We start from the raw sequence: 25105 nt of genomic DNA on the forward strand, positions 1-25105 counted from the left end.
CCGATATGGGCCAGGTGCTTTGCGCTTTCCATTCTTTGTTTAAGAGAGTAGTCATTTTACCGTTATAAAGCGTGTAAATAAACTTAGATAGTTTAAATAAGCATTTTCCCGCTGTGTCACGTAACAGGCGTAAAGATTGCTGAGGACCGAAAGCGTATAAAACGAAAATTCAATGTGTTCTCCATTGGTATTAAAAACGCTCGCTGTTCATGAATGTAGCATCAACCCTTCGGAGATTCTGCTCTTCATCAGGGTGACGCGGGCATACATGCTCACCCTGTTGCCAAGATGGCGGGAGGTACTGCAAGGCCAGGTAAGACCCAAATTTTTTCCGATAGATATTTTTTTCTGAAGTGCGAAATAACGCTTTGTTCCCCAGCGGCAATCGACTATATTGCAACAAATTCACACACCCCCTTTCGAGGCCTGGCCCGAGGGGGTGCTTTTCGTCGGTTGGAGGTCCGTGGGACTATGAGAATGTCGGCGATTACCCGCAATCGTTTGATTGCGGGCAATGAACGGGAATACGGCGAGCGCTATGCGCAACTGTCTTTTCCTTCCACATCAGAGGCGAAGCATGCGTTTGCGCGGCGTGCGGAGATTCTGGACGATCTGGGCGGACGTGTTGCGGTAGGTTACGATGGCACCAAGCTTGATTGTACCCACTTGTCTCCGGGGTGCAGGATATGCGCGGAAGGCGGCTGGTCATGCCTGTTCATCACCGGGCGCTGTAACTGTCGCTGTTTTTATTGTCCAACCGCCCAGACCGAGAACGATTTGCCGACCACCAACACGGTGGAATTTCGCACGCCCTCCGACTATGTCGGTTATCTTGAGCGGTTCGGGTTTCGTGGCGCCAGTGTAACTGGTGGCGAGCCGCTACTTAATTTCAAGCGTTCCCTGGCCTATGTGCGTGCCATCAAGAAACACTTTGGTGACGGGATGCACGTCTGGCTGTACACCAACGGCACCCTGGCCAACGGTGACATCCTGCACCAGTTGCGCGACGCCGGACTGGATGAAATCCGTTTCGATATCGGTGCTACCGAATACCATCTTGATAAACTTCGATTGGCCACTGGGGTCATCCCGACAGTCACAGTGGAAATCCCCGCCATCCCTGAAGACCTTGAACTCCTCAAATGCAAGATGCTGGAGATGCGCGATGCCGGTGTCGGCTATCTCAATCTTCATCAGATGCGTTTGACGCCGTATAATTTCGAGCACCTTGTTACGCGTAACTATACTTTTTTGCATGGCGAAAAAGTTACCGTGCTCGAGTCCGAACTGACTGCCTTGGAATTATTGCGGTACGGTCTCGATAAGACCATTGAACTGCCGGTTAATTATTGCTCGTTTGTATTCAAGAACCGTTTTCAAGGCCGTGCCGCGCGGGTGCGCAATGGCCGTTTCATGCTTAAGGGGTATGAAGATCTGACGAAAAACGGTTATATCCGGAGTCTGACCCTGGTCGGCAGCCCCGACGCGGTGACGCGCCAGGTCGAACGGTTCGTTCAGCTGGGTGTCAGCCCCGAGTTGTGGGACAAGGGGAGTTCACGGGAAAAGTTACGGATTCATCCCCAATTGTGGAGTTCCGTTGCCTGGCATGATTTCCGATTGCTGGTCGGTTATGCAAGTACCCGGCAACTTTCCGCCATGAGTTATCGCAACCCATTCACTTCGGTCGCCGTCAGCCCTACCAAATCGGTCATTATCGAACGTGCTCGGGCCGTAGCGGATATGGAACTGCAGGGGGAAGATTGTCTTCTTTTCGAGAAATATTTTTTACACGGCCGACAGCTGCCAACAGGCGTGGAAGTCGATTCGCGATGGGCTGATTTGATCCCGTTCGAGTTCGGCCTGGAGGGTCTGCAGGATTACTTCTGAGGAGGCAAGTGCAATGCTTTAAAGTTGCGCGATACCCCTATTGGTTTTATTGCCGGGTTGTTGGCTTGTATCCAGGAGCTTGCGAAAATAATGGGTAATGGCCATGCGTGCGTATTGGCTGGCGCGGATCCCGATATACTTCTCGTGAGCAACCATAACGGCTACGGTCAGATTGGCCTTGCCGCTCAGTTCTCTGGCAAAACCGACAAACCAGTCGTAACGGACATCGTGGGTTTTGTTGTCCATGGAACCGGTCTTGCCGCCGATCTGCAGTTGCGAGAGAATCTTGTCCTTTCGATATCCGCGAAAAGATTTGCGCGCGGTGCCTGATTTTATGGTGGTCTGCATCATTTGTCGCAGTACGGCCGAAGCATTTTCGGACATGGCCTGCTGTTCCCAGGATTGTTCGCCGTGGTATAGGGTGTTGCCTTCGTCATCCAGGATGCGATCGACGAGATAAGGTGCCGTAATGCGTCCCTGGTTGAGTACCGCCGAAGCCATGACCGCACCATGCAAGGGAGAAATGGTCGTGTCACGGTTGAATCCGCTGGCGATTTCGGCCCAGTTGTAGGGATCCTCGGTGATCCGAAAATGACTCGGTTGCAGGGACAGGTCAAAATTCAGCGGTTCGTTGAAGCGAAAGGTATCCGCATATTTTTCAAGCACGGATTTTCCCAGGCGAAGCTCGCCGAGTTTACCGAAAACCGGGTTGATCGACTGGGCAAACGCATCTTTGAAGGAGACCGTGTTGGTGTATTTATTGGTTTTTTCCGTAAGCTGCCTTTTGTAGAGCGTATGCTTGTAACCATTGAAATGCATGGTTGATTTGGCGGTGTAGTTGCAGTGGTCCACCGATGCTGCCGCCGTGACGATTTTGAAAATGCTGGCAGCGGGAAAATTGCTGCGCAGGCACGGATTGCCGGCGCTGCCTGTTTTATCGTATCCGGCCATGGCCAGGACACGTCCTGTGTCGGCATCCATGACCACGATGCCGATATCGCGCGAATTCTTTCGATCCATGTGGGACAACAGATAGTTCTGCAAGTCTTCATCGAGGCTTGTTTCGATCTGCAGCGTTTGTTGGCCGACCTGAAGAGCGATACTTTTGCCGGTCAGGTTGTCCATTTCCTGCTGATCCAGCAGTTTTCGAACGTCATCTTTACCGGATATGAGGGGCGCGGTTTGGGCGGCTGCGCGGGCTTGCGCCGTATTTTCCGCAACGGGTGTTACATTGCTGCGGATGACATATGATCCGGCCCAAACCAGCAGCGCCAGGGCGCAAATGCGTCGGCCGAGGCGACGTTTTCGCTGGCCGCCGCTATTTTTATTGTTCAGGCCGGACTGAAAATGGCGCCAGTCGGCATGCTCGCTTAATGCTGATGATTTCTTCTGTTTTTTTCGCATGGCATAAATTCAGACAAGATTAAAATGATCGAGAATTCCAATACGCGACCCATCGGTTGTCACAATTCTTTGACGCGCCAATAGGGCGCCCCACACTATCATTTAAAATGACCTGAGCCAAGCCGATAAATGCCACTTGTTTTCTGTATTGGCCCCCGTGCTAAAGGTAGCTTCGGGCGCCGACAAAGGTCCGGCTGAAATACGGGTTGGACATTTTTTCGACACGGACCGTTTTGCCTGTTCGCGGGGCGTGAATGAAACGGTTATTGCCGATATACATACCGACGTGGCTGACACGTTTGCCTCCGTTGGTGGCAAAAAACACCAGATCGCCTTTGCGCATGGTTTCCTTTGACACCCAGCGTCCGGCTCCATATTGAACCCGCGACACCCGGGGCAGGTTCAGTCCATTGAGGCGGTAACAGACCATGGTCAGACCGCTGCAATCGAAGCCGTTGTCGATGTCGGTACCGCCCCAGCGGTACGGGACACCGAGAAACCCGCGCGCGGTTCTGACAAGTTCTTCGCGTAAAGGAGCGGTTTGCGCGCCCTGCATGCGGGCGACGGCGTAAGATTCGGGGATAACGATGAAAAAATTCCCGATGAGCCCCTGGTCCTGCATCCTCTCGGCTTCACTCCGGGCGGCCTGATAGCTTTCATGGTTGCTGAATCGAACCTTGAACAACCCGGAATCGTGGCGAAAATAGTAGGCGTCGATGCCGCGTTTTTCGAGGGTTTGTTCGAATCGCACGGCATTTTCGATGTGGGCGAATGCGCCTACCTGAACGGAGAATCCCATTTTGCGCAGGGCAACGCCTTTGGAGGGGACGTCGGAGGGCGCATCGCGAACCGATTTGATGGTTTTGGACGGCCGATGAGGTGCGATGTTTGCATGATGTTGGGAACAGGCGGAAAGTGCCAGGGAAATGACACCGATGATGCATACGGAAAATATTCTTTTGGGGGAATGGTTGCCGAACATATCTTCCTCCATTTGAGTACATACACGTGACTTTAGCGGTACCCTGGATCCGCGTTGCTTTCAAAGATTGGTAGCAAGGCAGCAAGAGTCTGAGGGAGTCCGCCTCCGAAACAGGCATAACCGCACAGGCACGAGTGTCAATTTCATATGACGATGGGTCAATAGATCATCGTTGTATAGTTTAGAACGTATATATAACATTTTCTCTTTTTTTATGGAAAGATGCGAAATTTTGCAGGCCCAATATGTCCCTTCGGTGCTAATACAGTTGTTCTGATCTGAGCAGCTATCTCAGGACATGGATATATGGGAACCTAGTTTATTGGATGTAGTAAATTAATGATCTGTCAGGGCTGAAGTTCGGGCTGATTAAAACATTGTGATTGGCCATGAATTTATGTATTTTGTGGCTGTTCGTAAATTTCTGAAATATTTTCGACTTTTCGGTGTATGGCATGCGGGAGGCATGATGAAGTTCAACGATTGGAAAATTGGTTACAGGCTCGCTCTGCTGGCAGGGATACTTTCCATTCTCCTTGTTATGACAGGTCTGCTCGGGTTGCGCAGTCTGGAGAGTGTCAATGCTTCATTGCAGTCTGTTTATCAGGACAGGGTCGTACCGCTTACCCGGCTTAAAAAGGTGTCGGATATGTATGCGGTCAATATCGTTGATCTCTCCCACAAAATCCGCAGCGAGCAGTTCGACTGGGATGACGCCATGCGCGCGTTGAAGTCAGCCCAGCAGTTGATCGCCCAGGAATGGGGTGCCTATCTGGAGACGGCAACCGCACCAGAAGAGCAGGCATTGGTTCGCGATGCGCGGAGTCTGATGGCAAGTGCCGATAAGACCATCGTAAACCTGGAAACCATCATTGCCGAGCGGCAGCATCTCATGCTGGTCGATTTCATTGAAAACAACCTTTATCAGGAGATCGATCCGATCACCGAACAGCTCGGGAAGTTGATCGACGTGCAGCTCGAGATCGCGCACCACGAATTTGATAAGGGACAGGCAACCTACCGGCAGACCTTTGTTCTTTCCATCGGCTGCATGGGACTGGCGCTGTTGTTGGCCGGGCTTCTCGGCTACCTCATTATTCGCAGCGTGACCCAACCGGTGGCCCGCACCGTGGAAATGATCGAGGCGATGGAAAAAGGCAACCTGGATATGCGTCTGTCCCTCGATCGCAAAGATGAGATCGGTCGCCTGGCGCGGGCCATGGACGCCTTTGCCGATAATCTCAAAAACGAGGTTCTGGAAGCGTTTAACAGCCTGGCAGCCGGCGACTTCACCTTTAGGGCCAAGGGCCTTATCGCCCAGCCTCTGATGCGGGCCAACGAGTCTCTATGCAAACTTATTGCGGAGATTCGTTCCACCGGCGAGCAGATCGCCGGTGGTTCTCAGCAGGTTGCCGACTCCAGCCAGAGTCTTTCCCAGGGGGCGACCCACTCGGCTTCTTCCCTTGAGGAGATTTCCTCCGCCATGACGGAGCTCGCTTCGCAGAGTCAACGCAATGCCGACAATGCCAAGCAGGCCAACAGTCTTTCCAGTCAGGCCAAAAACGCCGCCGACGACGGTAACCAGCTCATGAACGATCTGATGGAGGCCATGTTCGACATCAACCAGTCGGCGGAAAGTATCACCAAAATTATCAAGGTTATCGATGAGATCGCCTTTCAGACCAATCTTCTGGCACTCAATGCCGCCGTCGAAGCGGCTCGTGCCGGCCAGCACGGCAAGGGCTTTGCCGTTGTTGCCGAAGAGGTGCGTAACCTCGCCGCGCGCAGCGCCAAGGCGGCCAAGGAGACCGAAGAACTCATCGAGGGCTCCAACCAGAAGACCGGTCACGGCACCGAGCTGGCCCAGAATACCGCTACGGCCCTGCAAGGCATTCTGGAGGAGACCGGCAAGGTTACGGATCTCCTTAACGAGATTTCGGCCGCTTCCGATGAGCAGGCTGTCGGTTTTGACCAGGTTACCCGCAGTCTGGATCAGATCGAACACATTACCCAGCAGGCTACGGCCAATGCGGAAGAGAGCGCGTCCGTCGCAGAGCAGCTGGCAAATCAGTCGTCCAATCTGCGCCAGATGCTGACGCGCTTCAAAACGGGGGGCAGCGGGCAGCAGACCGAGCGCATAGTGTCGAGTATCTCTCCCCAAAGGCTGACCGCCCCGAGGAGCGTCAAACCATCCGCCTTGCCGGTAAAGCCTGCGGCCAAAGCTTTGCCTGGGCCTTCCGTAACACCGAAACCGGCGGCAGCGAAACCGGCGGCAGCGAAACCGGCGGCAGCGAAACCGGCGGCAGCGAAACCGGCGGCAGCGAAACCGGCGGCAGCGAAACCGGCGGCAGCGAAACCGGCGGCAGCGAAACCGGCGGCAGCAAAACCGGCGGCAGCAAAACCGGCGGCAGCAAAACCGGCGGCAGCAAAACCGGCGGCAGCAAAACCGGCGGCAGCGAAACCGGCGGCAACAAAACCCGCGGCAGCGAAACCCGCGGCAGCGAAACCCGCGGCAGCGAAGGAAGAGACCCGGGAGTTGCGTCCCGAGGAGATTATTGCTCTCGACGATTCCGAATTCGGTCGCTATTGACAGCAAATCCTACCTGCAACACTTCTGAAAAGACCGGCCCTGGCGCCGGTCTTTTTTTATGGTGCGCCAGGCATGGCGCGTAGCGCCTTGGCTGGCGCTGTTTCGACTGCTGTGGTGGCAGTCGGATGACTTGGGGGTGCAAGTCCCCTACGGACCCTGATGACGGGAACCGTTAGCTGAACAGCAAGGGTGTCCACCGCGAGGTGGAATCTGAAGGAAGCTGTAGGCAAACTTCCGGCCCGACGAACAGGAATCGCATACGAGGCAGTGCCATCCGGGCGAGAAGGCCATAGTCTTCAAAGCCCGATAGTCATCCTGGAGGGTCGTGCTGTATATGCGGCGGGTATGTGGAAGGAAGGTCACGCGTCTTACCCTGGGAGATCTGTCAACCTGCCTCGTGCTACCGGCATCGCAAGGTGTCGGGATGGGTTGGCAGAAGTCAGCAGAGGCCATAATAGCCGGGCTAACCACCTTGGCGAAGGGCCGAACACGAGGCGCTTTTCAGGAGGCACGAATTTCGATGACGATCGAAGAAGCAGAAGCCCTGGTTGAGATGCCGGGGGCTATGTCCGAGGGTAGCGACCGGAAGTCGCGAGAGTACGGCATCGGTGCGTCAAACGTCACGGCATGCAGTGAATCATCCTGGACGGAAGTGGCAACGCGGCTGATGGAAGAAGTCGTCAGTCGCGGCAACATGATGGCGGCTTACCAGCGAGTGGTCAGGAACAAGGGCGCGGCGGGCATCGATGGAATGCCGGTTGGCGACCTTAAGACCTACCTGCAGGAGCAGTGGCCGCGCATCAAAGAAGAACTGCTGACCGGAACCTACCAGCCTCAGCCGGTGCGGAAGGTGGAAATTCCCAAGCCCGGTGGCGGGATGCGTATGCTCGGCATTCCCACGGTGCTGGATCGGCTCATTCAGCAGGCGCTGCATCAGGAGCTGATGCGGCTGTTTGAACCGGAATTCTCCGAGCACTCCTACGGGTTTCGTCCCGGACGGAGCGCCCACCAAGCCGTTCAGTCCGCCCGCCGGCACGTAGCCTCCGGGCGGCGCTGGGTGGTTGATATCGACTTGGAGAAATTCTTTGACCGCGTGGGCCACGACATACTCATGTCGCGGGTGGCCCGCAAAGTCAAAGACCGCCGGGTATTAGGGCTGATTCGCCGATATCTGACGGTCGGTGTGCTTGAAGGGGGGATTATTTCGCCAAGGGTGCAGGGGACGCCGCAGGGCGGCCCTCTCTCGCCCCTGCTGTCGAATATCCTTCTCGACGAGTTTGACAATGAACTGGAGAGGCGGGGCCATGCCTTCTGTCGCTATGCCGACGACTGCAACATTTACGTGCATAGTCGCCGGGCGGCCGAGCGAGTCATGACCTCGTTGACACGGTTTCTGGAACAGCAGCTCCAGCTCAAGGTCAACCGCGTCAAAAGCGCCGTTGGCCGCCCCTGGGAAAGAACCTTTCTAGGCTACAGCATGACCTCTCACAAAAAGCCCCGCCTGAAAGTGGCGGGATCTTCCGTGAAGCGGTTCAAGACTAGCTTGCGAGAAATCTTTCGGCGGGGAAGGGGACGCCGTCTCAAGCGGGTCATCGAAGAGACCACTCCGAAGCTTCGAGGTTGGATCGCCTACTTTCGCCTGGCGGAGGTTAAGGGTATCTTCGAGGATCTTGACGGCTGGATCAGACGGAAGCTGCGCTGCATCCTGTGGCGACAGTGGAAGCGCCCCTTTACCCGAGCCAGGAATTTGATGCGGCGGGGATTGCCAGAGCATCGGGCGTGGCGATCCGCCACAAATGAGCGAGGCCCCTGGTGGAACTCAGGAGCCTCGCATATGCACGATGCTATTCGGAAATCCTACTTCGACAGACTGGGGCTGGTCTCGTTAGTAGATTACCGCAGACGCTTTCAGTGCGCTTTGTGAACCGCCGTGTACGGAACCGTACGCACGGTGGTGTGGGAGGACGGCGGGGGTAATCCCGCCTCCTACCCGATGCAAATTTTTCCGGGGCAAGATGCGCACCGCTTTTCCTCACTATGGCACGCTTTAGGTTTGCGACAGGTGCTTGTGAACTGCTATGCTTCTGCAGCCGGGGCCATCATGAGACCGACATTTTTCAAAATTCAAGTGTCCTACAAAAAAACGGATTGATTTGTCATGTCCCTCCGATTCATCCATACCGCCGATATTCATCTGGGTAAGACCTACCGTCATGGTGGCTGCGAAGTCGCGCGTAGTGAAGACTTCTTCACCTGTCTGGCAGGTATCGTCAACGATGCCCTGGTCGAAGAGGTCAACTTCGTTCTGATTGCCGGTGATTTGTTCCATACCGGCCAGATCCTGCCGCGTACATTCGCGCGTACCATCGAAATCCTGCAACCCCTCAAGGAGGCCGGTATTCCCTGTGTCGCCGTGGAAGGCAATCACGACTGGATTCACCGGCGCGACAGCATCTCCTGGATGGAGGCTCTGTCGCAGATGGGGTATATCCGTCTGTTGCGGCCAACGCGCACCGCCGAGGGCGGTTATCTCTTCGAACCCTTCGACGAGGAACAGGGCTGCGGTGGGCATCTGGTTGTCGGCGATCTGAATATCTACGGGCTCGGCTATATCGGGGCCCAGGCTGGCAACCATGTGCCGCGGATCTGCGAGGCGGTCACCACCGAAAATAACCTTCTGCTGTTTCACGTCGGGATCTGGACCTTTTCGCCGGTGGAGATCGGCAACATGAAGCCGGAAGAAGCCTTGCCCCTGGCGGATCGTTTCGGCTATGTGGCTCTCGGCCACGGTCATAAACCGTATCTTGTCGAAACACCGGAAGGACGGCCCTACGGCTTTAACCCCGGTTCGCCGGAGCGCGTTAATTTCGGGGAACAGCGCTACGACAAGGGCTATTATCTGGTGACGGTTGAAAACGGTTACTTCCATCATACCTTCCGGAGCACCGATCCCCGGCCCATGCATGCGGTGACCATCGATCTAGATGGGACCTCCGATGCGGAAACGGCTCTGGAAAACGTCCACCGGCAACTGCGCGAAGCGCTGGATACCGGCCAAGATGAGCGTCGCCCCCTGGTCGCTCTCAAACTGGTCGGCCGGGTGGCGTTTCATCCCTTCGAGTTGGGGCGCGAGCGATTGTTCACGGTTTTGGAAGAAGTATGCCGGCCCCTGCACGCGGAAATCCGCAACCATCTGTCCCTCGTCACCCGCAGCAGCGACAGCGCATCCGCCAAGAAGAGCCTGGCCGATATCGAGAAGGAAGTACTGCACGAACTGGTGGGCGCCAACAGTCAATACAAGGATCGGCAGGATGAACTCGTCGCCTTGTCCCTGTCTATCCGCGACCTGGTGCTGAAAGGCGAGGTGTCGGATGACGAATTGCTCGGCATTCTGGCACGGGATGCGAACATCGATAAAAAGTGATTGGTGATTCGTTATTGGTGATGAGGTTTGAAGCCAAAGGCCCGAGGCCCGAGGTTCAAGGTTCAAGGTTCAAGGTTCAAGGTTCAAGGTTCAAGGTTCAAGTGACAAGTGACAAGTGACAAGTGACAAGTGACAAGTGACAAGTGACAAGTGACAAGTGACAAGTGACAAGTGACAAGTGACAAGTGACAAGTGACAAGTGACAAGTGACAAGTGACAACTAATTACTAATCACCAATAACTGACTTAATTATGTTACTGATCGAAACGATTCATCTGAAAAATATCAAGTCTCATCGGGATACGACCCTGTCCTTTTCCGCCGGGATCAATGTTTTGTCCGGTCCCAACGGGGTAGGCAAGAGTACCGTGTTCGAGGCCATCGGCTATGCTTTGTTCGGGGTCGATGCACGGGATTTCGTCTCCAATATCGAGCGGTTTTTATCCATCGGCGCCAAGCGCGGCGAAGTTTCGGTGACCTTCCGCGTGGATGCCGGCGATACCTGGCGGGTGACGCGCACCGTCGGTGGGGGCGTCAAGTGGCTTCTGGCCCGAGAGATCGCCAGCGAATTCGAGGTGGAGGAGCACGCCAATATCCGGGAGACCGAAGCGCGCCTGGCCGAACTTTTAGGCCTGGCCAACGGGCGGCCGTTGTCTGAGCAATTCAAGTTGGTCATCGGGCCGTTTCAAAACGATTTTCTCGGGCCTTTCGTCATCAAACAAGCGACCAAACGGCAGGAGGCGTTCGACGAAACCCTCGGCATCGATGCCTGGCGCAAAACCTACAAGGGCACCAGTGGCCTGCTGTCGGCGGTGCAGCATAATATCGGACTTCTGGTCGCCGAAGTGGAAGGCAAGCAGGAGCAGGTCGCCGTGTTGCCGGAGAGGGAACAAGCGCTTGCCGATTTGAAAACGGAAATTTCGGCACAGCGACGCCTGCTGGAGGAAACAACCAAACAACTGGAGACCACAGGGCGCCGACTTGCCGAATGCGAGATGCAGGAGGAGGCCCTGCGCATGGCGACCACCGCGGTGCAGGAGCTCGACATCCGCATCCAGAACGGCAAAGATAAAGTAGCCACCCAGCGGGAAACGGTTGATCAGGCCCGTGCTGCCGTCGCGACGCTGGAAAAGTGCCGGGCGGGCAAAGAGTCTTTCGAGAAGGCCGATGCCGCCCTCAAGTCCCTGCGTGAAAAGGAACGGGCAAGTCGTTCCCTGGAGCGGCATATTGCCCAGTTGGAGAAGGATTCCCTGGCTATCGGCCAGAGACTTGAACACGAGAACAACGAAGTGCAGAAAGCCGGGCAGGAACTCGACGCGGAACAGCAGCGGCTGGCGGCCGCCCGCAAGGAGCTTCAGCCCGATGCCGCACTTGTCGAGACAGCCGCGGGCTTAAAGACTCTGAGGCAGGAGGCCGAGGCGCTGCGTACCCGCCGCGGATTGTTGACGGGGCGCCGTGTCGCTCTGGCGGAAGGACAGGAAAAACTCGCCGAAGGGGTCTGCCCGTTTTTTGCCGAACCGTGCCGGAATATCGAAGGACAGCAACCCCGTGACGTTTTCAGTCATAAAATGACGCAACTCGACGCACAGGTCGCTGAACTGGATGCCCGGATCGAAAAAAATGTCCAAGACAGTGCCACTGCGGAAAAAGCCCGGCAGGCGCTGGATGCTTTGAAGGTGCGCAGTGCCGAACTCGACAAGCAGCAAACGCAACTCGAATCCCGCCGGCAAGCCAACGCCGGGCGCGCCGACGGTCTTGCCGCCCTTCAGGAGCGGCAGGCCAAAGCCGTCGAAAGTCTTGAAGAGCGTCGTAAGGAGCGTAAGGCTTTTGACGGCCTGGAGGAGGCATTGCTGCGGACTGAGCAGGAGAGGGCGACCTACCAGACGGCACGGGATAGCTTTTACGCCCATGCCAAAGATGCCGGCGAGCTAGACGCGCGGCAGAAGACCCTGACCCGCTGGCAGCATGCCCTCGACGGGCTGGTAGAGGATCGGAAGGCCAAACTTGCAGAGCGCGACCGCTGTCAAAAGGCATACGATCCCTCCCAGCATCAACGCACCCGGCAGCAAAAAGAACAACGGGTCGGCGAGATTGCCGGGCTGCAACAACGCATCAAGGGGCTGGAAAAAGACGATGAGCGTTTGACCGCCGACATTACCCGGTTAAAGCAGCTGCAAAAACTCATTGCCGAGCGCCTGGAGCAAAAGAAGCATTACGAGGAGCAGGAGCAACTGGTCAAGTATCTGCGCAATCGCGTCTTCCGCAATGTCTCCAACCGACTCTCCGAACGTTTCCGCGAGGAGATCAGCCAGCGGGCCGATCGCATTTATCGCACCATTGCCGAAGGCGATGAAGAGCTGCTGTGGGGGGATAACTACCAGGTTGTGCTGCGCGATATGGCCGACGGGCAGTTGCGCGAGCGCACCGACGATCAGCTCTCCGGCGGGCAGATGATGAGCGCCGTGGTCGCTCTGCGGCTGGCGTTGCTGCAGACCATCGGCGCGCGGGTAGCCTTCTTTGACGAACCGACCTCCAATCTCGACGCCGCCCGCCGCGAAAACCTGGCGCACGCTTTCCGCGCCATCGATGTGGGCCGTGAGGAGGTGACCGAGCATTGGTACGATCAGTTGTTCCTGGTCAGCCACGATGTCGCCTTCACGGAGATTACCGATCAGATGATACCGTTGGGAGAATAACGGATACGGTTTGATCCCGGTGGAGATTCTGTAACGGTCGTCAGCGGGGTCGGGGCCGTTGTTCTGTCCCTTTTTCTTTGACTTTCAGGTTTTTAAAAGTATGGATCAAAAAATTTACGACGTTGCCGTTGTCGGCGGAGGTCCCGCCGGGACCATGGCGGCGATCGGGCTGGCCAAGCGCGGCATCGATGTCTGCATCCTCGACAAGGCCGAACACCCGCGCTACAAGGTCTGCGGCGGAGGCCTTCTCCACCGCGCCGCGGAACGACTCCCCATCTCTCCGGAGCCTTTCACCGAGGTTGCGTGCCGTAATGTCGAGCTTAATTTTGGGGGCAGGCAGGAAGGCTTCGTTGTGCGCAGGGATTTTCCGGTGGTGAGAATGGTCATGCGGGCCGACCTCGATGCCGCCCTCTGGGAGGAAGCGGGCCGTTGCGGTGCCCACTGCCTGTCCGGACCCAAGGTCTGCGACCTCGAAACCTCCTCCGATTCGGTTCTTCTGAAGACCGACCGCGGAGAGGTCAGGGCGCGATTCGTGGTGGGGGCTGACGGCGTCAATAGCGTCGTGGCGCGCAGGGGAGGTTGGTCTCCCTCACCCCTTGCGATTGCGGCGCTCGAGTGCGAACTTGCCGTCGATGACGGAACCTACGGGCGTTTTTGCGATGCGGCCCGCTTCGACATCGATCATCCCCGGAGGGGCTACTCCTGGATCTTCCCGAAGAAAAATCATCTTTCGGTCGGCCTCTGCAGCATGGTTCGTCCGGTCTCGGGGAAGGGGCTGCGGGCAGATTTTCACGCTTACCTGAAAAATCAGGGCATCGTCCCAAAGGAACCGGGGGAAATCCACGCCGCACTGATCCCGGTTTTCCCCCGTCTTGGGCAGCTCGCAGACAAAGGGATCCTCTTGACAGGGGATGCCGCGGGACTGGCCGACCCTCTCACCGCCGAGGGGCTGACCGCAGCCCTCGAGAGTGGACGGCTCGCTGCCGGAGCGATCGCGGAGGGTGAGATGAAGCGGGAGAAGGTCCAGGCGATTTACCGGCAGAAGCTCGCCGAAGGGTTGCTGGCCGACATCGAGGTTTCCCGCAAGCTGGCCGTACTGCTTTATCACCACCCGCACCTGCGGAACCTGATCTTCCGTTTTTACGGCCAGGCTTTCGTGGAAAAAATGACCGACATTATGACCGGCAAGCGGAACTTCCGGAGCGTCAATCTGTCGCCGTCTTCCTTTCTGAAACTTGCGAAGTTCTGGAGATAAGGGAGCGGGGAAGTGCCGGGTTGCATCCACGATGTTGGCTTTACCGGCATTATCGTCCGGATGATCTGGCAGCGGCATTAAACACACGGTTTTGTCCCGCCCGGCGGCGTTTCCGTGCCTCTTGTTCTGATCGGTGTCTGCGTGAGGGATTACGGTTTTTCAAGGGAATCCAGAGGGCTGGCCACCGCATTGATATCCTTGGCCATGACATGGGTGTAAATCTCAGTGGTTTTGACGTCGGCATGCCCCATCAGTTCCTGCACCACGCGGATATTCACACCGTTTTCCAGCAAGTGGGTCGCGAACGAATGGCGAAAGGTATGACAGCCGACTCTTTTATGGATTCCGGCACGGTTTACCGCAACCTTTACCGCCTTTTGCAAGCCGGACTCAAGGACATGATGGCGGCGAATCTTGCCGGAGCGTGGATCGGTGCTACGCCCTCTGGCCGGGAAGAGATATTGCCAGCCAAACTCCTGTGGTGCTTTAGGGTATTTTTTTGCCAGGGCATGGGGGAGAAAAACTGTACCGTAACCATCAGCCAGGTCCTGTTCATGCAGCTGTTTGACCTTCTCGACGTGTTTTTGCAATGCTCTTTTCATGGAGGCGGGAAAAATGGTTGTGCGATCCTTTCCGCCCTTGCCATCGCGAAGATAGATAAGGTTCCTTTCAAAATCGAGACCCTGAATGCGTAATCGTATGCATTCCATTAATCGCAATCCCCCGCCATATAACAGTTGGGTCATCAGCAAATGTGTGCCCGTCATTTGATTGAGTACCTTTTGGACCTCCCCCTGGCTTAAAACGATCGGTGGTCGCCGTTTCCTTTTGGCTCTAATGTGTTCAAGTATTTCGTCAACCGGTTGATCAAGTACCCTCTTGTAAAGAAATATAATGGCATTTAATGCCTGTCGCTGCGTTGCGGCGGATACATTTCCCTCGGTTGCCAAATGACTCAAAAAGGATTCGATTTCCCCTTTGCCCATATCCTTGGGATGGATCTTCGCATCGAAAAACCTGATGAAGCGAACGATCCACTGGCAATAATTCTGTTCAGTTCGGTAGGCATAGTGGTGATATCGCAGCACCTCACGGACCTGGTCCATGAGTTTCAGTTCAGGATTTGGATGGAACTTTTGCTTGTTTTTCATAAGAAAAATTTATATTATCAGCAGATGGAAAAATCAAGGGGATATTTTCCACTTTTTACCCTTTAATAATGCAATAAGTGGAAAAATTTGCCTGCTATAAGGGTGTTATGCTGGAAAATTTTCCACTTAACCACAATGTTGGAGAATATTGTGATTGAAATTCCGCGAATAGTTGAAATTGGTTCAAATCCCTTGTGGCTATTTAGTTTTCTGGCACTATTGCTTGCCGGTCTCCACCTTTGGCTTGTCTTTTGGAAGCCAATAGGTGAGGTATGGTGGAAGCGTTTGGATTATATATGGCTAACTGTTGGGTCCCGGATGATTCCATTAGCAGAAAAAGCTTCCCGTTATTCTTAGCTCGGGATATGCTTTTTGATATTCTCTGCGGTGAAATCTAAAGGAGTCTGATATGACGATACGGTTACATGTCAGGTCCCGCATGATTCCTGACCTGTTTACGGAAAAGTTTTGGTTTCTTTTTTTGCCAATCCTTCAGCGCTTGTATGGGAGCTTTATGCCCCAACGCTCGCTGAGGAATATGCTGGTTGTATAGATAACCATAACGTAACAATGTCTGCTCCAAATTTTCGGCGGAATCGAACCGGGTTGTTGCCAAAACCTCGCTGATGCGACCGTTGAATCGCTCAACCATCCCGTTGGTCTGAGGGTGGCGTGGAGGAATAAGCCGATGTTCAATACCATGCTGAACGCAGGTTTTGTCGAATACATGATTCCCTGTTGGCTTTCTCTCTCCAGCAGTGGAAAATCGATCCGTGAATGCCTTGTCGTTGTCGGTGAGCAATTTTTTGATCACAAATGGCGCTTTGGCTACCAGGCGATTCAAAAAGCCCTTTGCGGCTTGGGCGGATTTGCTCTTGCACACTTCCAGGTAAACCCAGCGGGTAGCACGGTCGATGCCTACAAACAGGTAACGCCGAGAGGTTTCGTCCGGCATCTGTGGCAAATATTTGATATCGACATGAACGAACCCCGGATCGTAGTTTTTAAATGTTTTGGGCTTGTTGTTGGCCGTTTCCTCTTTCGGGATCAGGTCCGCCAATCGGGATACCCCATGTCGTCGCAAACAACGGTCAAGTCCCGCACGAGAGACGTCAGCATTGACAAATTCCCGAGTGACGACCAGGAGATCATCGAGAGACAACAACAAAGAGCGACGCAACTCGATGACAACGGCTTCCTGGGCTTCGGTCATCGTTGTATTCAGTCGGTGTGCCGTATGAGACCGATCGTGAACATCGTCACGTTTGCGCCAGCGACGTACCGTGTCAATGGATATGCCCAGTTCTTTAGCTAAAGCCTTGTGCGATTTTTCCGACTCTTGGATATATCGTCGGATTTTCGGGGTCGTTGTGGCATTAGCGTGTAACCGTATCGTCATATCAGACTCCTTTAGATTTCACCGCAGAGAATATCAAAAAGCATATCCCGAGCTAAGAATAACGGGAAGCTTTTTCTGCTAATGGAATCATCCGGGACCCAACAGTTAAAGAGGATGTTGAAGAAATAATCAAAAGTGGCACTCAAGAACCAGTGCACCATGAACTTTTCAGAGAGGCTTGGGGGTAAAGGAATGGAAATGGTAGAAGCGCACTTATTACTGGGCTTTCTGCACTAGAGGTGGCTGTCAAGACAACGATAGGAACTCTTGTTCCTAATTCTAATTGGCTTGTTGAAAATGTTCCTAGCCCTCCTGTGTCTCGGTTACTAATTGAATACCTGCCGACGTTACCAGTGGGTAATACTGTAGGTGGAAAGGTGCTTCCACCACCAAAAACTACTATGGAAGTAATAAAGAAAGCAGTAACTATTAGAAATAGAATAGCTCACATCGGCGCTAAAGCCCCAAGCGACGACACGTTAGATGAAATTCTAGACGCAATACAAGATACTCTTTGGCTATTGGACTATTACTGCGGTCATGCGTGGGCGTATGAACATATATCAAATACCACAAGGCAAGAGCTAGAAAGTTAATAATGTTTAAAAGTACCCCTAACAATGCCATAAACGCGGACCGCAAAAAGCTGCGCTATGCTCCGCATTTTGCGTCCGGTTATGGCTGGCGTTAGGCTTAAGCCATCAAAAAGGGATTATGAATACTTGGCTCAATTCACCGGACAAGATTATTGCAAACCTTCGCGGGGCACCAGAGAGGATGCATAAGGTCGATTCTGTTCTAGGGGATAGGACCTTTACGCAATTTTCAGAAGCAATAGCCAAGATTCTGAGGCACTCTGAAGTTGAGCAAAACTGCATTAACCAGCTACTTCCTAGAGAGCTTGGCGCTGATGTTTGCATTAATCTTTTTAGCGCAGCAGCTGAATTTGAGACGGGCATAAATGTACTAAGACTATCGAATGCGCCTGCTTCGCAGCGCCAGGGGCGCGTCGCATCTGAATTAATAGCCTTGAGTATTCTTATTGCCCTACCAGACAAACTTATACGAAGACTTCCCCCGAAATTACAGTTGGTCAAAAAGCTCTCTGAAAACCCTGGTAAAAAGGTTGTCGATTTGTACAAAACTCAAATGACATTTCAGGGTAGAAAACCCATTAGAATTGAACCTCAGGTGAAAGGCAACATGATCTACCCTGCTTTCCTTTCTGCCCTTAGAAACATATTAAATGCCCCTTGTGAAATTGTTGAGAATCTAAAGCTTTACCGTGAAACAGTGCAGCATCCTGCTTCACATGCTAGCTTGGAAGTTGGTCTTTTCCATTTCGAAGGTTTTGATGGTGGGCGCTCTGGGGCAACCTTTATGGAGGAAAGAACAGACACCTACAAGAATTCGGTTAAGGATCTTACTAATTTAGCCATTTGGCACGCGAGAGCTTTGGATGCAACATACCGCTTTTTGAAAGACTCAGAGGACGCCTAACCAAATGCTCAAGCGGACTGGGTGATACTTTGGCGGTTCGCGTATAGGTTTCTACACACTTGAAAAGGACCAGCTCCAGCCCGCTTAGCACGGTCCGTTAGCTGAGGACCAAGATGAGGCATCAAGATCCCCCCAAACGAATAACTATAACGAGAGAGAACCTCAGCAACTGGTCAACGTTTCAGAAACTGTATGATGAAGGCAAAGTGCTTTTCGATAATATGGGTACGCTCCGTTACCTGCATGGCGCTCCTGTTGGAGATATGGTTCTTGTTCGAGTGAACAGGGATGGTAAGGCCGTCTACAAAGAGTCGGCTGAGAACTGGTTTGATCCTGACAGTCCTGCAGCCGAAAAGTTTGTATGGCCAAAATGATCGGCTAACCATGGGGTAGAGCGGGACGCGAAATTGCGGGGTGTCTTTTTTTAAGCGGTTTACCGCGCGCCCCTCACCCCGAACGTTATAAAAACGTTCTGAGCAGCATAATATGAAAAGTATGAACAAAATCTTAACATTGGGTCCTCAAGGGACCTTTTCTGATGCAGCAACCTCGAAGTATACCGATACCTTAGGAGGGTCATGGCAGGTGGTGTATTTCCCCTCAATAGGAAGTGCATTAAAGGCAATTGGAAAAACATGTGAGATTGGTGTCCTTCCAATCGAAAACTTTTCAGAAGGTTTTATCCCATTGGTGCTTGATCAGCTAGTTAGTGCTGAACTGAGAATCATTGGCGAAATTATGCTGCCGGTTCATTTCTGCCTCGTAAGCATGACCAATGAACTGTCGAAGATCAATCAGCTGTTTGTCCAATTTGTTGCAAAAGGGCAGTGCAGTGAGTTTATTGAATCTCTAGGTAAGATCGAAATTGTTACAACTGAGAGCAATATAGAATCATTAGATCTTGCCCGAAATACGGCTGACAAGAGTGCTGCTATCGTGCCGTTAGGCTCCTTTAGACCAAACGATTTTCCGTTAGTGGTTGAAAACATAAATGATTTCAAGAAGAATCAAACTCGATTCCTCGCATTATCGAACAACACGAGGGCATCAGAACAGATTGGGGGCGAGGAATACAAAACCAGCATTGTGGTATTGGACGACAAAGACCGTCCCGGCTTACTTAGTGAGATATTGAACTCATTTTCCAAGAGGACAATCAATCTTGTTTTGCCTCAGTCGGAATTGGAATATCAGCCCTGTTGAGTTAGTGGGTTAAAAGTCTCCCTTTCCGGGACCCTATGGTGTTGGGCAGGCCGGATTTTTTCCTGCCGCCTTTTTTGTTTTCTTGCCTCTCGCGCTGCTTCGAGTTTGCTGTCACGTTCTTTGAATATCTGTTCTTCGCGGCCTTCCAGTTTAACTTTGGGGGCCACGTAGCCCAGCGCGCTGTGCAGTCGCTCGTCATTGTAGTAGCGAATATAGTCTGCCACTTGTGCTCTGGCCTCTTCAAGCGACAGTGGGACTTTTGGGCGGATACATTCCTGCTTGATGGTGCCGTGGAAACGCTCCAGTTTGCCATTGCTTTGCGGATAGTAAGGCGATGTCCGTACGTGGGTCATGCCTGCCACCCGGATAAACTCTTTGAAGTCCTTGGCGATAAACTGAGGGCCGTTGTCGGAAATGATCCTCGGGGTGGCGGCGGGATGCTTTTCCCGGGCTCGTTGGAGGATGATTTCCACATTTGCTTCGGTCATCGCCTCGCGTAGCTCCCAGTGGACGATGTAGCGGCTACAACCGTCCAGTAGGCAGCATAGATAGTAAAAGGTGCCGCAAATATTGATGTACGAAACATCAATATGCCAGTGTTCGTGCGGCTTGAGCGGCTGAACGAAGCCGGTTCCTTTTTTCGACTGTTTGCCGTTCCAGCGCCTGAGCAGTCCTGCAGCATTCAGAACACGATAGACGCTGCTGGGGCTGACGGCAACAACATCCTGATCGAGCATCATGAACGTCAAGCGGCGGTAGCCCTCCTGGGGCTTCTGCTGATAGAACTTGATGATCGCCTGCTTCTCCTTTTCTTCCAGCCAGAAATCGCGGGGGATCAAGGCGTTGTGCTCGTTGGCTTTGCCGTAGCGCTGCTGCCAGTTGTAAAACTTACTGACAGCCAGGCCCAGCCAGTCGATTATGTGCGTCACTGCGATGCCGGTGCGTTTTGCCCAGTGTTTGACAAAATCGATAACGGCATCGCGAATATCATGGGGCACCCAGGACGCTTTTAGAGTTCCCCAAGATCTTTTTTTAACTGAACGTGCTCCTCCATCAACTCAGAGAGGACTTCGTTTTTGGTCTGCAATTTGGCTTCGAGTTGAGCGATCCGTTTTTCATCAGATGTCTTTTTGCGAGAGTTGCTCTTTTCGAATGCGGCAGCGCCGTTCTCAAAAAATTCCTTCTGCCAACGGTAGAAAACCGTGGGTTGAAGCTGATATTCGTCACACAGATCCGAGACCGGTATCTGATCGACAAGATGCCGCTTGAGAATAGCAACCTTCTCATTGCCGGTGTAATTTTTACGTTGTTTTCGCATGGTTAATTTCTCCGTTCGCATAGTCTAACTCAAACGGAGCGATTCTCCAATTCACGCTGAACCAAGACAATCTAACGTCAATCATCTCCCGACCGACCTGTAGAGAGTTTGGAAAATATCATTTTTTCATAGATTTTGACGGGCGAGTTCAAGACCCAGATATCTCCGATGCCCTCAAAGAAATTCAAAAGATCAATAAAGTTAAGTTTCTTGGATCTTACCCAAAATGTAAACTTGTATAACAACGCAATTAAGCCGACGGTTGATAGCTCTGCGGGTTTCGTAAAACTTTCTACGAATTCCGAGGCCTTTACGCCGCGGCTTATCTCAGCCGTTGAGGCTGTAGGAAAACCCAAAAACGTGTTAGAATGCGAAAAAATTCATGAAATGCTAAAGGGGTTTTTCTCATGGCTCGTTTCAAACCCTACGACTACAAGCAAACCGTTATGTTGCCGGTGGATTTCGAACAGCAGATCCTGCCCGGCACCTTCGAGTATTCCCTGCACTACCTGGTCGACAACGAACTCGACCTGAGTATTTTCAACAGTAAATTCAACAACGACGAAGCCGGCCGTCCCGCCTACGATCCGGCCATTCTGCTGAAGATTGTGCTGCTGGCCTATTCGCGCGGGGTTACTAGCAGTCGCAAGATCGAAGCACTGTGCCGTGAAAACGTGATCTTTATGGCCCTGTCCGCCGACAGCCGTCCGCATTTCACCACCATTGCCGACTTCATCTCCGGGTCTGCCAAACAGATTGCCGATCTGTTTCATCAGGTGCTGATGGTTTGCGATGCCCTGGGGCTGATTGGTCATGAGATGTTCGCCGTCGACGGTTGCAAGATGCCATCGAACGCCTCCAAGGAGTGGAGCGGCACCCACGACGATTTGAAAAAGAAAGCCAAGAAGATCGACCGGGCCGTACGCTTTCTGCTCAACAAGCACCGCGAAGAAGATAAAAAGGGGCCGCCCGATCCGACCATGCGGCAGCGGGAGGAAAAGCAGAAAGAGACTCTGACCAAGGCCAGTCGTAAGATCAAGAAGTTCCTGACCGAAAACAAAAAACGCCAGGGTCGTCGCGGCAAGGAAGTGAAAAGCAACATCACCGACAACGACAGCGCCAAGATGAAGACCAGCCACGGCGTGCTTCAGGGCTACACTGGCGTCGCCGCGGTCGATGCCGAGCATCAGGTGGTGGTGCATGCCGAAGCCTTCGGTACGGGACAGGAGCATGGGTTGCTCGAACCGATGCTTGAGGGCATCCGCAAGGCCTTCAACGGTAACTATCATAACTGTGGTGACGAGATTCTTAGCGAGGCCAAAATCCTGGCCGATAGTGGTTTTCATAGCGGACAGACTCTGGAGCATCTGGAAGCAGAAGGCATAGACGGCTATATCGCCGATCCTGGTTTTCGCTCCCGCGATCCCCGTTTCAAGACCGCGTCACGTCACAAGCCCCAAGACTCCGGTGCGTCAAAGAGCCACCCAAAAAAACGCTTCAGCGTCAGCGACTTTCAGGTCGATCTTGCCAACAAGACCTGCGCCTGTCCGGCCGGTAACCCTCTGTGGCTCAAGTGCGCCAAAGCCAAGATCGGCGAGCGTTTATTCATGCAATTCATGGGCTATCAGGCTGATTGTGATCGCTGTGCAAAGCGGAGCCAATGCTTGCGAGACATCCGCCAAAAAGGAGCCCGCCAGGTCAACGTGCTGCTGGAGACGCTATCGAGTCCCAAGATCGGCATCATCGAGCGGATGAAACAGAAGATCGATTCCGTGTTCGGTCGCCACATTTACGGGCAACGCCTGGGCATCGTCGAACCTGTCTTTGGCAATCTGCGCGAAACGCTTGGGCTGCGACGGTTTTCCCTGCGTGGTCGCACCAAAGTCGATGGGCAATGGAAATTGATGACAATGCTCCACAATATCGGCAAGATTCATCGGTATGGATGGACTTTGTAGGGTAAAAGCGGGAAATCCGGGTCTAGATGGAGTAAAAGCTTCTTCTTTGTACGGTTTGTGGAGTCGTTTTAGAGAGAATAAGGCGAAGGAAACCGAAGAGAACTTAAAATAGGAATCGGGGCCGAGAAGAATAGATTGACGGAAAACAGGTTCAGTCAAAATGGTTTTTCTACAGGCTCGTTAGGCTTCCGAGTTACCCATACTTAAAGTAGAGATGGGCCTCTTTACTTTAAGTAACTAAATTATGGCCCACACCTATAGGAGGTCAAAAAAATGGCTGGAGTCCCTTGTCCACTTTGTGGCGGAACTGGCAAAGGTAAGCGTGGAACACCTGGCGCTTGCACTCTCTGCGGTGGTACTGGTCGAGTTTAGGAAAAAAGGGCAGGTTGAAATAATCAACCTGCCTAAGTTTATCATGAGTCATGATTTAATACATATTTTTGAAGAAATAATTAAGTGTAAAAATGGAAGAGAACAAGCCATTGATGCTTTCTTTGAAACTATCAAAACGAGTCTTGTTCCTGATGATGTGCAAGAAACATTGCTTAAATTATTTACTTCACTTCCAGAATATAAAGAACTTTCTTCTATGATAGCTCAGCAATTGTCTGGCGAGCTAAATGCATTTATTGAAAATAATAATTTTAATTTGTTTATCAGTAAATTGCGTAAACTATCGCAATGCAACAAAAAAACGATGAATATTTAACATTTCTTAACACTTATAAGGCCCCCGTTCGTCAAGGACAAACTAATCCCGCGAACGAAAAAGATTGAATCTTTTTGCTCTTTGAAAAGCGACTGATCCTTGAAACCTGCCGACTCCGACTTTGGTTTCCACCTGGTTGCAGACGAATTCTGCACCAAACACTTATCGAGGCTCTTTTGTGCGAGGCCCTGTCGAGCTCTCGCCGCCTGGAAACGCGTGCGTACCCTTATGCCGGCCCAGTCAAAAAGTCGGGGTCCATCCTGGAGTTGATGGCCGCAGTTAGGTTTGGGCTCGGGGAAGGGGCAGAATCCGGCGCTGGTCCTTCGGACCATCGCGCAAGCTGAACGTAGGAGCGAGGCGGACCTCCAATCAATCGCCGCTGGATGGCGGTAGCTGGCTGATCAAACGGCCTTGGTGCGGGCTCTTAGTCCAGAAGTCTTCGCTTCGTTTCGGCCGTCCAGAGATCTGCACATCAAGATGCCTTCCAGTTAGACGGTCAGGCTGATCCGCCTCCTCCCTTCAAGTGCCTTGCCGCAGAAACTGCTGCGGGTCGAAAGGCACCTGATTCTTGAGCATGTAATACACGGCCCGACCAAGGCGATGGGACAGAATGGCAAAGGCTTTGCCCTTGCCGTGCTTGCTGGCCAGTTTCTGCACCACAGCTTGAGCGGGCTTGTTGCCTTTAAGCATCAGCACCACCGCTTCCGCAAAAGCCCAGCGCAGATGGGCATTGCCAATCTTTTTGCCGCTGTGGCCGTAGGTTTTGCCGTTCGATTCCTTGGACGGCTTCACCAGCCTGCAGTAGGAGGCGAAATCCTGCACCCTGGGAAAGCGCGCAATATCTTCGATTTCGTAGAGCATCACCAGACCCAGGATGCGACCGACACCCGGAATTGACTGCAGCAGCGCCAAATTGACCGGGTCGTGCAGCGTGGCCATGCGCACCAGTTCTCGCTCCAGGCCATCGAGCAGATGCTCGTAATGTTCAATAGTTGCCAGATCGACCTCGACCATACGACGCACCGCCGGGTCGGCAAAGCGGGCAGGCAGGTCGCCCCTCTCGCTCGGCTTGGCAATGCGTCCCAGGGGTTCGGGCAGGTTGTACTGCGTGGCCGTATTCTGAATATGGGAAAGTAGTTCCCCCTTCTTGCGCGCCAGGTGGTTTCGACGGCGCAGCAGATCGCGGGTGGAGCGCATGCCCTTGGGATAGACATAGGCCTGGGGCAAGGTTCCGCCGCGCAGCAGTACCGCAATCTTGTGCGAGTCGATGCGGTCGTTCTTGGCCTTGCCGCCATGAATGGCTCGCATATACAGGGCGTGGCCGAGGACGAAAGCAATCCCTTCTTTGGCGCAGAGATCGGCCAGCCAGTACCAGCAAAACATGCACTCGGCCGCCACCGCGAGATACTTGCGATATGGTTTGATCAGGCGCAGAAAAGATTTAGGACGGGTCGGGATGTTCTGGTGAGCAACAATCTCACCGGCCGCATTGAGGATGCACACATACATGGCCCCGGCATGCAGATCGACGCCACAATAATGCTGATGCTGTTTGGTGTGAAATCTCATGGTGCAGGCTCCTTTCTTTGAGGTTTGGTGTCTGCTCAAAGGATACCGGATGGTCCGGT

Annotated in this window: 17 protein-coding genes; 10 read left to right on the forward strand and 7 right to left on the reverse strand. The window is 53.2% G+C overall.

Going from position 1 to position 25105, the window contains the following annotated elements; all coding sequences use genetic code 11:
- Positions 1–471: 471 nt before the first annotated feature.
- Complete coding sequence (locus PCAR_RS07705; protein WP_011341096.1) at positions 472–1887, forward strand: radical SAM protein; 1416 nt, start codon at positions 472–474, stop codon at positions 1885–1887.
- 18 nt (positions 1888–1905) lie between these two features.
- Here the strand turns inward: PCAR_RS07705 and PCAR_RS07710 are convergent, their stop codons facing one another.
- Positions 1906–3291 (reverse strand): penicillin-binding transpeptidase domain-containing protein, encoded by a 1386-nt coding sequence (locus tag PCAR_RS07710; protein ID WP_011341097.1) that lies wholly within the window; start codon positions 3289–3291, stop codon positions 1906–1908.
- Between the two features lie 160 nt (positions 3292–3451).
- Positions 3452–4273, reverse strand: coding sequence for a C40 family peptidase (locus PCAR_RS07715; protein WP_011341098.1), 822 nt, complete (start codon positions 4271–4273; stop codon positions 3452–3454).
- A gap of 466 nt (positions 4274–4739) precedes the next feature.
- Here PCAR_RS07715 and PCAR_RS17785 point away from each other — a divergent pair, with 466 nt between their 5' ends.
- The 5 genes from PCAR_RS17785 (at position 4740) to PCAR_RS07740 (ending at position 14239) form a co-directional block, all read left to right on the forward strand.
- Positions 4740–6863 carry a methyl-accepting chemotaxis protein gene (locus tag PCAR_RS17785; protein WP_158447411.1) on the forward strand — a complete coding sequence of 708 codons (2124 nt, stop codon included), beginning with the start codon at positions 4740–4742 and terminating at the stop codon, positions 6861–6863.
- 520 nt (positions 6864–7383) lie between these two features.
- Positions 7384–8787 (forward strand): group II intron reverse transcriptase/maturase, encoded by a 1404-nt coding sequence (gene ltrA, locus PCAR_RS07725; RefSeq protein WP_041531302.1) that lies wholly within the window; start codon positions 7384–7386, stop codon positions 8785–8787.
- A gap of 234 nt (positions 8788–9021) precedes the next feature.
- The gene (locus tag PCAR_RS07730; RefSeq protein WP_011341101.1) at positions 9022–10287 is read left to right on the forward strand and encodes a metallophosphoesterase family protein; all 1266 of its coding nucleotides are present in this window, start codon (positions 9022–9024) and stop codon (positions 10285–10287) included.
- Positions 10288–10539: 252 nt separating this feature from the next.
- Entirely contained in the window at positions 10540–12984 is a 2445-nt protein-coding gene (locus PCAR_RS07735) for an AAA family ATPase (RefSeq protein WP_011341102.1), read from the forward strand.
- A gap of 100 nt (positions 12985–13084) precedes the next feature.
- Positions 13085–14239, forward strand: a complete 1155-nt coding sequence (locus PCAR_RS07740) for an NAD(P)/FAD-dependent oxidoreductase (RefSeq protein WP_011341103.1) — start codon at positions 13085–13087, stop codon at positions 14237–14239.
- 149 nt (positions 14240–14388) lie between these two features.
- Here PCAR_RS07740 and PCAR_RS07745 read toward each other — a convergent pair whose 3' ends face one another.
- Complete coding sequence (locus PCAR_RS07745; protein ID WP_011341104.1) at positions 14389–15390, reverse strand: integron integrase; 1002 nt, start codon at positions 15388–15390, stop codon at positions 14389–14391.
- A gap of 421 nt (positions 15391–15811) precedes the next feature.
- Positions 15812–16789, reverse strand: coding sequence for an IS481-like element ISPca3 family transposase (locus PCAR_RS07750; RefSeq protein ID WP_011341105.1), 978 nt, complete (start codon positions 16787–16789; stop codon positions 15812–15814).
- A 714-nt stretch (positions 16790–17503) separates the two neighbouring features.
- On the opposite strand from PCAR_RS07750, the gene PCAR_RS07760 reads away from it, so the two are divergent.
- Together PCAR_RS07760 and PCAR_RS07770 are read left to right on the forward strand one after the other, a co-directional pair.
- Positions 17504–18289: a hypothetical protein gene (locus tag PCAR_RS07760; protein ID WP_011341108.1), complete on the forward strand. Its 786-nt coding sequence runs from the start codon at positions 17504–17506 to the stop codon at positions 18287–18289.
- 486 nt (positions 18290–18775) lie between these two features.
- On the forward strand, positions 18776–19492 hold the full coding sequence (locus PCAR_RS07770; protein WP_052643340.1) for a prephenate dehydratase: 717 nt from the start codon (positions 18776–18778) through the stop codon (positions 19490–19492).
- Here the strand turns inward: PCAR_RS07770 and PCAR_RS07775 are convergent.
- Positions 19480–20490 carry an IS3 family transposase gene (locus tag PCAR_RS07775; protein ID WP_011340232.1) on the reverse strand — a complete coding sequence of 337 codons (1011 nt, stop codon included), beginning with the start codon at positions 20488–20490 and terminating at the stop codon, positions 19480–19482. The genes PCAR_RS07770 and PCAR_RS07775 overlap by 13 nt on opposite strands.
- A gap of 11 nt (positions 20491–20501) precedes the next feature.
- Positions 20502–20810, reverse strand: coding sequence for a transposase (locus PCAR_RS07780; RefSeq protein ID WP_011340233.1), 309 nt, complete (start codon positions 20808–20810; stop codon positions 20502–20504).
- Between the two features lie 407 nt (positions 20811–21217).
- Here PCAR_RS07780 and PCAR_RS07785 point away from each other — a divergent pair, with 407 nt between their 5' ends.
- Both PCAR_RS07785 and PCAR_RS07790 read left to right on the forward strand, forming a co-directional pair.
- Positions 21218–22768 carry a transposase gene (locus PCAR_RS07785; protein WP_011341110.1) on the forward strand — a complete coding sequence of 517 codons (1551 nt, stop codon included), beginning with the start codon at positions 21218–21220 and terminating at the stop codon, positions 22766–22768.
- A gap of 298 nt (positions 22769–23066) precedes the next feature.
- A complete protein-coding gene (locus tag PCAR_RS07790; protein ID WP_148204320.1) occupies positions 23067–23477 on the forward strand; it encodes a hypothetical protein in 411 nt (136 codons plus the stop codon).
- Between the two features lie 519 nt (positions 23478–23996).
- Here the strand turns inward: PCAR_RS07790 and PCAR_RS07800 are convergent.
- Positions 23997–25046, reverse strand: a complete 1050-nt coding sequence (locus tag PCAR_RS07800; protein WP_011341112.1) for an IS110 family transposase — start codon at positions 25044–25046, stop codon at positions 23997–23999.
- Positions 25047–25105: the final 59 nt, after the last annotated feature.

It is taken from the genome of Syntrophotalea carbinolica DSM 2380 (assembly GCF_000012885.1).
In the GTDB taxonomy this organism is placed as follows: domain Bacteria; phylum Desulfobacterota; class Desulfuromonadia; order Desulfuromonadales; family Syntrophotaleaceae; genus Syntrophotalea; species Syntrophotalea carbinolica.

Coding starts and splice junctions, on each gene's coding strand:
- PCAR_RS07705 (WP_011341096.1), top strand. CDS start 472: ATGAGAATGTCGGCGATTACCCGCAATCGTTTGATTGCGGGCAATGAA.
- PCAR_RS07710 (WP_011341097.1), bottom strand. CDS start 3,291: ATGCGAAAAAAACAGAAGAAATCATCAGCATTAAGCGAGCATGCCGAC.
- PCAR_RS07715 (WP_011341098.1), bottom strand. CDS start 4,273: ATGTTCGGCAACCATTCCCCCAAAAGAATATTTTCCGTATGCATCATC.
- PCAR_RS17785 (WP_158447411.1), top strand. CDS start 4,740: ATGATGAAGTTCAACGATTGGAAAATTGGTTACAGGCTCGCTCTGCTG.
- ltrA (WP_041531302.1), top strand. CDS start 7,384: ATGACGATCGAAGAAGCAGAAGCCCTGGTTGAGATGCCGGGGGCTATG.
- PCAR_RS07730 (WP_011341101.1), top strand. CDS start 9,022: ATGTCCCTCCGATTCATCCATACCGCCGATATTCATCTGGGTAAGACC.
- PCAR_RS07735 (WP_011341102.1), top strand. CDS start 10,540: ATGTTACTGATCGAAACGATTCATCTGAAAAATATCAAGTCTCATCGG.
- PCAR_RS07740 (WP_011341103.1), top strand. CDS start 13,085: ATGGATCAAAAAATTTACGACGTTGCCGTTGTCGGCGGAGGTCCCGCC.
- PCAR_RS07745 (WP_011341104.1), bottom strand. CDS start 15,390: ATGAAAAACAAGCAAAAGTTCCATCCAAATCCTGAACTGAAACTCATG.
- PCAR_RS07750 (WP_011341105.1), bottom strand. CDS start 16,789: ATGACGATACGGTTACACGCTAATGCCACAACGACCCCGAAAATCCGA.
- PCAR_RS07760 (WP_011341108.1), top strand. CDS start 17,504: ATGAATACTTGGCTCAATTCACCGGACAAGATTATTGCAAACCTTCGC.
- PCAR_RS07770 (WP_052643340.1), top strand. CDS start 18,776: ATGAAAAGTATGAACAAAATCTTAACATTGGGTCCTCAAGGGACCTTT.
- PCAR_RS07780 (WP_011340233.1), bottom strand. CDS start 20,810: ATGCGAAAACAACGTAAAAATTACACCGGCAATGAGAAGGTTGCTATT.
- PCAR_RS07785 (WP_011341110.1), top strand. CDS start 21,218: ATGGCTCGTTTCAAACCCTACGACTACAAGCAAACCGTTATGTTGCCG.
- PCAR_RS07800 (WP_011341112.1), bottom strand. CDS start 25,046: ATGAGATTTCACACCAAACAGCATCAGCATTATTGTGGCGTCGATCTG.